This is a genomic window from Corynebacterium nasorum, from assembly GCF_022345765.1.
Classification (GTDB): domain Bacteria; phylum Actinomycetota; class Actinomycetes; order Mycobacteriales; family Mycobacteriaceae; genus Corynebacterium; species Corynebacterium kefirresidentii.
Genome location: NZ_JAKRDR010000010.1, coordinates 15069 through 26150 on the forward strand (window position 1 = coordinate 15069; position 11082 = coordinate 26150).

The 11082-nt window shown below is 60.9% G+C and carries 12 protein-coding genes; 6 read left to right on the forward strand and 6 right to left on the reverse strand.

The genetic code is table 11. The features are described 5' to 3' along the window. The first annotated feature begins 10 nt into the window (after positions 1 to 10). Positions 11 to 838, forward strand: a complete 828-nt coding sequence (locus MHK04_RS08120) for an LmeA family phospholipid-binding protein (RefSeq protein ID WP_239208375.1) — start codon at positions 11 to 13, stop codon at positions 836 to 838. On the opposite strand, the gene MHK04_RS08125 is transcribed toward MHK04_RS08120, so the two are convergent. Further along, on the reverse strand, positions 822 to 1859 hold the full coding sequence (locus MHK04_RS08125; RefSeq protein WP_239208376.1) for a diacylglycerol/lipid kinase family protein: 1038 nt from the start codon (positions 1857 to 1859) through the stop codon (positions 822 to 824). The genes MHK04_RS08120 and MHK04_RS08125 overlap by 17 nt on opposite strands. A gap of 53 nt (positions 1860 to 1912) precedes the next feature. On the opposite strand from MHK04_RS08125, the gene MHK04_RS08130 reads away from it, so the two are divergent. Beyond that, entirely contained in the window at positions 1913 to 2608 is a 696-nt protein-coding gene (locus MHK04_RS08130) for a heme-binding beta-barrel domain-containing protein (protein WP_239208377.1), read from the forward strand. Here MHK04_RS08130 and MHK04_RS08135 read toward each other — a convergent pair. After that, entirely contained in the window at positions 2605 to 3468 is an 864-nt protein-coding gene (locus MHK04_RS08135) for an aminodeoxychorismate lyase (protein WP_239208378.1), read from the reverse strand. The genes MHK04_RS08130 and MHK04_RS08135 overlap by 4 nt on opposite strands. A 30-nt stretch (positions 3469 to 3498) precedes the next feature. Here MHK04_RS08135 and ygfZ point away from each other — a divergent pair, with 30 nt between their 5' ends. Both ygfZ and MHK04_RS08145 read left to right on the forward strand, forming a co-directional pair. Then, on the forward strand, positions 3499 to 4563 hold the full coding sequence (gene ygfZ / locus MHK04_RS08140; protein ID WP_239208379.1) for a CAF17-like 4Fe-4S cluster assembly/insertion protein YgfZ: 1065 nt from the start codon (positions 3499 to 3501) through the stop codon (positions 4561 to 4563). A gap of 140 nt (positions 4564 to 4703) precedes the next feature. Continuing rightward, a complete protein-coding gene (locus MHK04_RS08145; RefSeq protein WP_239208380.1) occupies positions 4704 to 4898 on the forward strand; it encodes a DUF3073 domain-containing protein in 195 nt (64 codons plus the stop codon). 86 nt (positions 4899 to 4984) lie between these two features. On the opposite strand, the gene purM is transcribed toward MHK04_RS08145, so the two are convergent. Genes purM through MHK04_RS08160 form a run of 3 tightly spaced genes read right to left on the reverse strand, consistent with a single transcriptional unit; the run spans position 4985 to position 7967 of the window. Continuing rightward, complete coding sequence (gene purM, locus MHK04_RS08150) at positions 4985 to 6037, reverse strand: phosphoribosylformylglycinamidine cyclo-ligase (RefSeq protein ID WP_239208381.1); 1053 nt, start codon at positions 6035 to 6037, stop codon at positions 4985 to 4987. Between the two features lie 18 nt (positions 6038 to 6055). Continuing rightward, positions 6056 to 7552, reverse strand: coding sequence for an amidophosphoribosyltransferase (gene purF / locus MHK04_RS08155; protein ID WP_239208382.1), 1497 nt, complete (start codon positions 7550 to 7552; stop codon positions 6056 to 6058). A gap of 10 nt (positions 7553 to 7562) precedes the next feature. Continuing rightward, positions 7563 to 7967: a sterol carrier family protein gene (locus MHK04_RS08160; protein WP_239208383.1), complete on the reverse strand. Its 405-nt coding sequence runs from the start codon at positions 7965 to 7967 to the stop codon at positions 7563 to 7565. 33 nt (positions 7968 to 8000) lie between these two features. Between MHK04_RS08160 and MHK04_RS08165 the strand changes: the two genes are divergently transcribed. Both MHK04_RS08165 and MHK04_RS08170 read left to right on the forward strand, forming a co-directional pair. Continuing rightward, positions 8001 to 9011 carry an acyl-CoA thioesterase gene (locus MHK04_RS08165; RefSeq protein ID WP_239205537.1) on the forward strand — a complete coding sequence of 337 codons (1011 nt, stop codon included), beginning with the start codon at positions 8001 to 8003 and terminating at the stop codon, positions 9009 to 9011. Positions 9012 to 9145: 134 nt separating this feature from the next. Continuing rightward, the gene (locus MHK04_RS08170) at positions 9146 to 10306 is read left to right on the forward strand and encodes an asparaginase (protein ID WP_239208384.1); all 1161 of its coding nucleotides are present in this window, start codon (positions 9146 to 9148) and stop codon (positions 10304 to 10306) included. On the opposite strand, the gene trhA is transcribed toward MHK04_RS08170, so the two are convergent. Beyond that, on the reverse strand, positions 10303 to 11016 hold the full coding sequence (trhA, locus tag MHK04_RS08175) for a PAQR family membrane homeostasis protein TrhA (RefSeq protein WP_239208415.1): 714 nt from the start codon (positions 11014 to 11016) through the stop codon (positions 10303 to 10305). The two genes, MHK04_RS08170 and trhA, sit on opposite strands and share 4 nt — an antisense overlap. Positions 11017 to 11082 lie beyond the last annotated feature (66 nt).

Consider the following 11082-nt stretch of genomic DNA (forward strand, 5'->3'; position numbering starts at 1 on the left):
GAATGAAGGGGTGAGTGTTCTAAGAATTGACCGGCGCATCGTACGCATCCTCCTCGTGGTGTGCGTACTCATTGCGGCCTGGGTGGCGGATGCCTGCGTGGCTATGCACACGGAACACAAGGTGGCGCAGGCCGTAAAAGCCAATTCACGGCTGGAAAATACGCCAGATGTTTATATCGGTGGCACCCCCTACGTGTGGGCTGCGGCCTCGAAGGAAATTCCCTATTTGGAGGTCAAGGCGCTCGACGTGGAGGTGCCCAAGCTGGGAATGGTCAATGCTTCGACCGTACTGCGCGATATTACAGTCACCCCAGAACAAGTAATGAACGGCGATATTGAGGGCGCGCCCGTTTCTACCTACTCGCGCGGCATTTCCTTAGACGGGGTGGCGTTGGGCCGCCTGCTGGGAATTACCGATCTATCCATTGCCAACCCAGACGATATCTCCCCTTCCGGTGGCACCTCCGCGGAAGCTGAGCTGACAGGCACCCTGCCTGGCGATACTCACAAGTCCACCGCCAAAGTCACCCTCCGCTTAGTCGGGCCGGAGTTTCGCATGCAGGTCTATGACACCGATGACGAGCGCCTGCAAAAGGCCTTTTCCCTCAACTTTGATACTCGCCAGCTTCCGCTTCCGGCCCAGGCTACCGCGGTGAAAATGCAGGGCGGCACCATCTCCTTCGAAATACAGCGCCGCAATATCAAGGTGCAGCTGGCCCAACTCTCTCCTCTGGAGATTGAAGGCTCGGAGCAAAAGGCCGTAGAAGAGGCAGAAAAGAAAGCCGCCGACACCAAGCACCGGGTGGGACCTGCGCCGCAGGCTAGCGCAGGCGGATAAAGTCCCGGAGCACTTCCTTCATCGTGCGCTTATGGACTTCTCTCCTATCCTGCGGGGCGAATACCTCGATGGCTTCCTTCACGGAGGCTAAGGTAACGGCATCGAAGCGCCCCTCAGATTCCCCGTCTGCCTGGAAGCGCTGCGGTTCGCGGCAGACCAGTTCGACGCGCATGGCATCATCGAAGGCCACCGTCTTTTCTCTGGTCAGCTTATTGAGCCATCCACGTTTATCGGCACCAAAGAGGTGCAGCAGGCCGACGACGCCGCCAAGTCCGCTAAACTCCTCCAGGCCAAAAAGAGCAAGGCCCTCATCAAAAGAATTGCGCGGATTGGTCACAACCGGCAGAGGGCCTAGGAAGGTCCACGGGTTGGTATTGGAGGTAAACATGAGCGGCACATCGTCTTTGCGCAGCTGCTCGCCGGTGCTGGATTCGGCCTTAACCGCAATATGCGGTGGATTCTTCCGCGCGCGGCTCCACGCCCGAATGGCAACATTGAGATAGCGCAGTGGAGTGGCAGAAAATCCTTGCTCGCGCGCCCGGTCCACGCGCGCCAAAACATCCGCATCCAAGCCGAAGCCGGCATTGACGGCAAACCAGCGATCGTTCCACGTGCCCAGGTAAATGGTGCGACGGAGGTTGCGCTCCAGCATGCGCGCCAATACGTGAGTGGCTTCCACCGGAGTGTTGGGAAAACCTAGAGCACGCACGAAAACATTGGCAGACCCGGTAGGAATTACGGCCAACGCGGGGATGGAGCGGGGGTCGGGGCGCTGCCCATCGGCCGGGCCGAGGAGCCCGTTGACTACCTCGTTGACGGTCCCATCTCCGCCTACAGCGATAATGACGTCATAGTCATCCCTGGTCATTCCCTTGACCATCTCTTCGGCGTGGCCAGGGTAGTGCGTAAATTGCACCTTGAGGCGCAGCCCCTCCACCGCTTGTAGACAAGGAACGATTTGGCGGAAAAGGGCGTTGGTTTGTGAGGTCGAGTTGGGATTCGAGATCATCAATGCATGCACGGGGCCCAAGTCTAGTAGTTAAATAGGCGGGTTCACGACTAGGCTGGACGCCCATGAACGAAAACAATAATGAAACCACTCCCGAAAACATCGAAACCACCGCGGCTTCCCACCCGGAAAATGACCCGGGAAAGCTCAACGGCAACGATGCCGTGAACCAAGCCGCCGAGCAGTGGAAAGACGCCGCTAGCCGCAATATCCCTGCTCTCGAGCTGGGCGATACCCCGGTACCGGACGATACTGCCAACCTGCGCCAGGGCCCATCGCTGCACGACGGCCTGCTAGGACTGCTCCCCCTCGTGGGCGTCTGGCAAGGCGAGGGCCAGGCACACGATACGCAGGGCCAGGAATATACCTTTGGCCAGCAGCTGGTCATCGCCCACGATGGCGAGAATTACCTCACGTTTAGCTCCCGCACCTGGAAGATTGATACCGAGGGCAAGCCGGAAGGCCCCTCCGTGCGCGAGACCGGCTTCTGGCGCATTTCTGAAAAGGATGAAATCGAGGTCACTTACACCTCTTCAAACGGCATTGTGGAAATCTTCTACGGCGAGCCGTTCAATGACCGCGCATGGCAGCTGGAGTCCGCCTCCACCATGGTCACCGAAACCGGACCGAAAAACCTGGGGCCGGGCAAGCGCATGTACGGCCTGATGCCCAATAACAACCTGGGCTGGGTAGACGAGCGCATGGTTGATGGGGAAATGCGCCCCTACATGTCCGCGGAGCTCACCCGTATCGCTGGCTAGTCCCCCAGCGCTTTATCAATAAGGTCTCGAATGACGTCCACGTTATCCGGGGCCTTTAATTTTTTGCCATTAAGCCGGGTGACCCGGGCGGCAACGCGCACCGAGGACACCAGCCACACTGAGTCCGCCTTTTCCAGATACTCCACGGTGAGCGGCTTGGCTTTGCAGCGATAGCCCTCCTTAGTGGCGTGGGCGAAAAGGGCCGCCTGCGTGGTTCCGGGAAGGATGCCGCGGCCGGCGGCGGTGCGCAGTTTCTCTCCCTTGACGGCCACCACGGTCGAGGTTGCGCCCTCGAGGATTTCTCCGGTGTCCGGATCGGTGAGGATGAGATCCTCAAAGCCCTTATCTCGCGCCATGCGCAGCATCGCCATCGTGGCCGCATAGTTGAGCGTCTTGGCGGGTAATTCCTCAGCTACGTGCCACAGGCGCGGGCTGGTCATGACGGCTACGCCGTGCGCGCGCTGTTCTAGGACCCTTTCCTCGATGGGTTGAACCACGACCCAGGCGCTCGGCCTTCCCGTAGAGGCGCGTCCGCGGGTATAGGTCCAGGTGCATTTAGCATCCCCTGTCTCTTCCCCGCAGAAATCCGCAATTGCAAGGCGCGTGGCTTCTTCCCACTTCTCCATAGGCGGTTCTGGCAGATTCATGGTGCGCGCTGAATCGCAGAAGCGTTGCGCGTGCCGCTGCAGGTTGGCGGCTTTTCCTCCGCGTACGAGCAGGGATTCAAAAATGCCATCGCCGCGGGTGACCGCGGCATCATCCGCGTAGACGAGAGGCAGCGTAGACATATGCCTGCGTACCGACCCTCCAAAGGGCTCCACAACGTAGATGACCGGCTCTTTTCGCGGCGAGAACTTCATACCTTTGATTATGCCCTACCATCGGTAGATGTGAGTTATTCTTCGCCTCTTCTGCAACGCGCCGGTGCCGCAGAGCACCAGGACGCAACCGTACTCGATGCCCAAGGCGTGGCCTGGCACTATGGCAATCCACTGGGTGAGCAACGGGCTGCCGATGGCGGCACCATAGTCATCGACCGTTCCCAACGCCGCGTCATCCGTGCCAGCGACAAGGACGCCGCCGAGTTTCTTAATAATTTGCTTTCGCAAAAGCTGGATACCGCCCCCGTGGGCTTTAGTGCCGGTGCCCTTGACCTAGACATCCAAGGACATATCCTCCACCACATGGATATCGTCCGCACCGAAGACGCCTTTCTTATCGACGTCCCCGCGGCCCAATTCGACTCCCTTTTCAAGTTCCTCACCATGATGATCTTTTGGTCCGAGGTCACCGTAGAGGAGGCCGATATCGCCATCCTCACCCTCCTGGGTGAAACCGATATTCCCCTACCACCCATGGTGGAGTTTTCCCGCCAGGTTCAGTGGACCGGAATCAATCGCGTTGACCTGGGAGTTCCGCGCGAATCCTTGGTTGAGGCAACGAAGCTCTTGGAGGAATCCGGCGCGCGACTGGCCGGGCTTATGGCGTTTACCGCCGAGCGTGTGCGGGCCCGTGAGCCGGAGCTGGCAGCGGATCTAGATAATAAATCCATCCCCCACGAGGTACCGCAGTGGATTAGCCGTAGCACAGATAATCCGGCCCACGTCCACCTCAATAAGGGCTGTTACCGCGGTCAGGAAACGGTAGCGCGCGTGGAAAACCTCGGCCGTTCCCCTCGCCTATTGGTGCAGCTGCACCTCGACGGCTCAGCCCCGCAACGGCCGAATGTGGGCGATGACATTACTTTCAATGGACGTAAGGTAGGCCGCATCGGCACGATTGTGGATGACTGCGATTTTGGCCCCATTGCCCTAGGCCTCGTGAAGCGCTCTGCGCTGGACGCCGGCACCCTAGAGGTGGGCGATACGGCGGCTTCCATCGATCCTTCTTCCATCCCCGAAGATGAGGGCCCCAAGGCCGGACGTGAGGCGGTAAACCGGCTGCGCGGACGTTAGATCTCCCACTAGCTAGGGGGCGGTGCGGAATTTTTTCGTCACACAGGCTATTGTGTCTTACAGGAAGATACTCAATAGACAAGTCGATGGGGCGCCCAAGAATCCCTGGCGCGCCCTACTAACCCAAGGGGGTCATGCACATGGGACGCGGACGCGCAAAGGCAAAGCAGACCAAAGTTGCACGCCAGCTCAAGTACAACTCACCCGAGATGGATATCGAGTCCCTACAACGGGAACTCGCCGCACAGCGAGAGGGTGACTCCCGCGATTATGAAGAGGATGACCCATACGCCGACTACGTCGATGAATGGGATGACGACCGCGACGAACGCTAATCTTCCGCTCGCCGCCGGATAGTTCAAGGGCCCTAGGATTTCCTAGGGCCCTTCCTCATGCCCTCCCCTAGCGGGGCAAGACACTATTAGAAATTTGGGTGCTCGCCGTGCATGAGCACGCGCGACTCCTCGCCAGAGGCGGAGCGAACGGTGCCCAACTCCCACGCATCGATGTGGCGCGCGGTAAGCATTGCTAGGGCGCGGTCGCGGTCTTCAGGGTTGACCACGGCAATCATGCCCACGCCCATATTGAAGGTCTTCTCCATCTCAGCCAGCTCCACCTTGCCCACTGAGGAGATGAGCTTGAAGATCTGGCCTGGGGTCCACGAAGCGCGGTTAATATCGGCGGCTAGGCCTTCCGGGATGACGCGCTCGAGGTTGCCGGCCAGCCCACCGCCGGTGACGTGGCAGAAGGTGGATACGGAGCACTCACTGGCCAAAGCCAAGCAGTCCTTGGCGTAGATGCGGGTAGGCTCCAGCAGCTCCTCTCCGAGGGGACGGCCCAGCTCTTCTACGTGGCCGTCGAGAGGCATGCCAGCCTGCTCCAAAAGGACGTGGCGGGCCAAAGAGTAGCCATTGGAGTGCAAGCCGGAAGACCCCATGGCGATGAGCACGTCGCCATCACGGACCTTATCGGGGCCAAGCACGCCATCAGCCTCAACGACGCCTACCGCGGTGGCGGAGACATCGTATTCATTTTCTTCCATCATGCCGGGGTGCTCGGCGGTCTCGCCACCCAATAGCGCGGCACCGGCCTGCACACACCCCTCGGCGATGCCCTTGACTACCTCGGCCACCTTTTCCGGCACGACCTTGCCCACGGCAATATAGTCCTGCAGGAAAAGCGGCTCCGCGCCGCAGACGACGAGATCATCGACGCACATGGCGACCAAGTCGATGCCGATGGTGTCGTGCTTGTCCATGGCCTGGGCCACGGCCAGCTTGGTGCCAACGCCATCGGAACCCGCGGCCAAGATGGGCTCCTTATAATCGCCGAGCTTAAACAGGCCGGCAAAGCCGCCGAGGCCGCCAAGGACCTCGGGGCGGGTGGCGCGCTTGGCGTGCGGGGCGAAAAGCTCAACTGCGCGGTCGCCCTCTTCGATGCTGACGCCGGCTGCGGCGTAGGTATTGTCACTCATGATTTCAAAAGTCCTTTGTTATTCGGTGCCGAGCAGGGTGCGCACGGCGTCTGCATTGGAGTTTCCGGCGGGCAGGCCGAGCGGGTACTCGCCCGTGAAGCAAGCGGTGCACAGCTCGGACCGGGGCTGCTCAGTGGCGGCCACCATCTCCTCAACGGAGACAAAGCCCAAGGAATCGGCGCCGATGGTGTCACAAATAGTGGCGCAGACGGTTTCCGGATCGTCGGAGGGGCTGGCATTGGCAATCAGCTCGCCTGGGGAGGCGAAGTCGATGCCATAGAAGCACGGCCACTTCACCGGTGGGGAGGCGATGCGCACGTGCACCTCGGCGGCACCCGCTTCGCGCAGCATGCGGATGAGCGCGCGCTGGGTATTTCCGCGCACGATGGAATCATCCACCACGACGAGCTTCTTGCCGTTGATGACCTCGCGCAGCGGGTTGAGCTTCAAGCGGATGCCCAGCTGGCGCAGGGTTTGGGTGGGCTGGATGAAGGTGCGTCCCACATAAGCGTTTTTGACCAAGCCGTGGGCGAAGGTGATGCCGGATTCGCGGGCATAGCCCACGGCGGCTGGATTACCGGATTCGGGAACCGGGATGACGAGGTCCGCGCCCTCGACTGGGTACTCGCGGGCCAAGCGGCGGCCAATGTCCACACGGGAGGCATTGACGGAGCGGCCCTTGATATCGCTATCCGGGCGGGCCAAGTAGACGTATTCGAAGACACAGCCGTGGCGCTTGGCCGGCGCGAAGTTCACGGAACGGATGCCAGCCTCATCGATGGCGACGAGCTCGCCAGGTTCAATCTCGCGGATGAACTGAGCGCCGCAGATATCGAGCGCACAGGTCTCGGAGGCCACCACCCAGCCCTTGGCCAAGCGGCCGAGAACCAGCGGGCGCACGCCGTGCGGGTCGCGCGCGGCGTACATGGTGTGACCATCGGTAAAGGTCAGGCAGAATGCGCCCTTAACGCGCGGGAGCAGATCGCGGGCGGAGTCGAAGACGGAGGTGTTTTCATCCACGCCGTCGGCAAGCAGCATAGACAAGCACATGGAGTCAGAAACAGACTCCTCATGGGGCTTAATCAAGCCGCGCTGCACGGCCTCCTCGCGCAGCTCTAAGTAGTTGACCAGGTTGCCGTTGTGTCCCAAGGCGATGTCTACCCCGGTGGAGGAGGTAGAAAACATCGGCTGGACATTGGACCATTCCTTGCCGCCGGCGGTGGAATAGCGCGTGTGGCCCACCGCTACGTTTCCTTGGAGGGCAGACAAGGTGGACTCATCAAAGATATTGGCCACGAGGCCCATGTCCTTGAAGACGACGATGCGGTCATCATCGCCCACCGCAATGCCGGCAGCCTCCTGGCCACGGTGCTGCAGGGCGAAGAGACCAAAGTAGGTCAGCTTGGAGACTTCCTCCCCGGGAGCCCACACGCCATAGACGCCGCACTCTTCGCGGGGCTCCTGCTCATTGTGATCGTCAAGATTGGTGATACTAGGAGTATGTACTTCTACCACGGCGTTTATATTAGCCTGTCGAGCCGCCGGAAACTAACGGAATAAGCGGCAACCACTGCGCAATTTCGCCTGCGCGGGAGCCGGAAGCATCGACGCGACCAGTGCTTACGGCCTCTTCCCAGTCCGCCAATCCGGTGGCGAGGCGCAGCCATGTCTCCGGGTCGGTCTCCACCACATTGGGTGGGGTGCCGCGGGTATGGCGGGGCCCTTCAATGCATTGCACCGCAACAAATGGGGGTACGCGCAGCTCCACGGAATGTCCCGGCGCGTCGGCCTCGAGGGTGCGGGCGGTGCGCCGGACGGCGTCGGCAAGCTGGGCCCTACCTGGCTTATCATGCTCCGCCGGGGCAGCAATCCAGTCTTTAATGGCCAAGACGGCCGCGCGGGTAGCGGCGGGATCGACGGGCTTTTTCATAACTACATCATAACTACTGTTATCTTGTTGTTTATGTCACCTACGCCTTCCGTTGCGGAAAATCAGAAATCGCCGGCGCTGACGCTGCGCTTTATGGCATCGCCAACCGACGTCACCATGGCCGGCGCCCCCGGCATCAGCGGCGGACGCGTCCTGGAATGGATTGATAAGGCCGCCTATGCCTGCGCCGTGCAGTGGTCCGGCCAGTACTGCGTGACCGCATACGTGGGCCATATTCACTTCACCCGCCCCATCCCTTCCGGGCACATCGTGGAGGTGCGCTCGCGCATCGCCATGACCGGCCGGTCTTCCATGCACATCGTCAATGAGGTGCTTTCGGCTGACCCGCGCGAAGGCATCTTCACTCGCGCCTGCGATTGCCTGGTCATCTTCGTAGCCAAGGACCCTGCCACTGGCAAGTCCACCCCGGTGCCGCCCTTCGTGCCGGAAACCGATGAACAGTGCCGCGTAGAAGAAGCAGCCAAGTCCCGCATTGAGCTGCGCAAGGCCATCGAGGCGGAGATGGAAGAGCAAACCTATGACGGGCCTTCCGATGCCCCGCGCATGGTCAACCGCTTCCTAGCCAAGCCCACCGACGTCAACTGGGGCGGCAAGGTCCACGGCGGCACCGCCATGCAATGGATCGATGAGGCCGGTGCGGCCTGCACCATGGAGTGGTCCGCCGAGCGCACCGTAGCTGTCTATGCCGGTGGCATCCGCTTCTACCGCCCGATTTCCATCGGCGACCTCATCGAGGTCGACGCCCGCATGATGCGTACCGATACCCGCTCGATGCAGATGTCCATCCACGTCCGCTCCGGCAACCCCCGCGGCGGCCGTGAGCACTTGCAAACCGCCATCCATGCCACCGTGGCCTATATCGCCCTCGATCATGATGGTCAGCCACAGGTGGCCCGCCCCTTCCATCCGCATACCGAGGAAGATAAGCGCTTGGCCGAGCACGCCACCGTGCTGCGCGAGCTACGCGCCAAGTACTCGCCAAAACCTTTGGTGGTGGCGCCGACAAATCAGCACATCGATTAACTGCTCTCCCCTCGTTTCGGTGTTAATAAGTCCATAGTGGGCGGCGAACACGCCTTCTTTCTGCTTTAGATGGACTTATACGCAGACGACGTTTCCTGCCGTCTGCTCTTATATCCACACAGAAACGAGGGAATATGCACACCCCAACTTTGCGCCGGTCGGTACGCACCGGCCTTGCCCTGATAGCTTCGGCCTGCCTCTTGGCGTCCTGCCAGAATCCGGATAACCGCCCAGCGGACGAAACTTCGGCCACCACACCCGAGTCTTCCGTCTCGCACAGCCCCACCAGTTCTGAGCCCGCGACCACAGAAGCAACCGAAACCTCCGCCACGGAAAGCGAGGGCCCACGCGCCACCGCCGAGGGACACGTGGTGGTCCTTTCTACCGGCGGCACCATCGCCAGCACACACGATAAGACTGGCGCGGTGGTGCCTACCGTTACTGGCTCCAAGTTGGTGGAACCGCTTTCTGGCACCTTTGATAACAACAAACTCACGTTAGAGGTCAAAGACATTGCTAAGCTGGATTCTTCCGCGATGACCTTGGACGATACCGATAGCATTATCACGGCCGTAAACAAGGAACTGCGTCGCGATGATGTCGATGGTGTTGTGGTAACCCATGGCACCGATTCCATGGAAGAGACCGCCATCGCTGTCGATACCTTCCAAGACAGTGAGAAGCCGGTGGCCTTAACCGGTGCAATGCGCCCCTTTGATGATCCGAATCCAGATGGCCCGGATAACTTGGCGCTCGCGGTGAAGACCGTCACCGGTCCCGCCAATAGGGGCCGCGGCACGTTTATCGCCTTTGCGGATCAGGTCATTCCTGCCCGCGGCGCTTTCAAGTCCGATACGTCCAAAGCCGATGGCTTTGCCAATAACAATGGCGAGAAGCAGCCTCAGCGCCCGAAGGCTCTGAAGTTTAAGCCACTGGGCAATACCCGCGTCGATATCATCGCCGCCTACCCCGGCGCGCCGGCTGATCTCATCCAGCGTTCCTTGGACAGCGGCGCCGAAGGCATCGTCATTGAGGGCATGGGCGCCGGCAATATCGGCGACGAGCTAGCCCAGGCTGCTCAGGCCGCGGCCAAGAAGGTTCCGGTGGTGCTCACCACCCGCGTGGATCACGGCCCAGTGGAGGGAATCTACGGCGGGGCCGGTGGCGGTGCCACGCTTGCCGACGCCGGCGTTATCTCCTCTGGCACCCTGCGCGCTCCCCAAGCACGTATGCTGCTTGCCGCCGCGATTACGACCGATACCGATCCCGCGGGGCTTTTCCCTGACGCTGGCTAAGCAGCGCCTTGGACTACAACCATCCACACCGCCACGAGGTGCACCACCGCGGCCGCGATGGTCGCGGTGTGGAAGTGCTCATGGTAGCCGTAGTAGCGCGCGTTGCGCCCTGGCCACTTAAAGCCATAGACCAGCGCGCCTAGCGAGTACACCACCCCGCCGGCAAAGAGCAGCCACACCACAGCTGCCCCTGCCTGCGTCCACAGTGTGGGCAGAAGCGGCAGCACCAACCATCCCAGCGCTAGGTAGACCACCACATCTAGCCAACGAGGATGGTTGATCCATACCAAGTTCAATACCACGCCAAGAATCGCTCCTGCCCAGGCAACGCCTAGCATCCATGCCGCCTGCACCGGTGATAACACGATGAGGCACAGCGGCGTATATGTCGCGGCAATAAATACCGAAATGGTCGCGTGGTCCGCGCGCCGCCACCACTGCACCGCACGCGCGCTCGCCCACGGATAGCGGTGATAAAGCGCTGAGACGCCAAAAAGCCCCACCAGCCCCACGCCGTAGACAGTCACGCCAAGCCCTTGCCACCAGTGCAGCGTCATCCATGCATAGGTAATGAGCACGGTGGAGGCAATCACCGACAATAGCGCCGCTATTGCATGCCCCCAACCACGGCTAAGCGGCCTCGGGCCACGATCTGCCATCCAATAGGTTCGCTGGACAAGACCCGGCCCCGGCGCGCTATCTGCATGCATCTGTGCCACGAGGTACTTCCCTTCTGCTAGCCGCAACCAACCCCAATAAGAAACTTACGATACCGT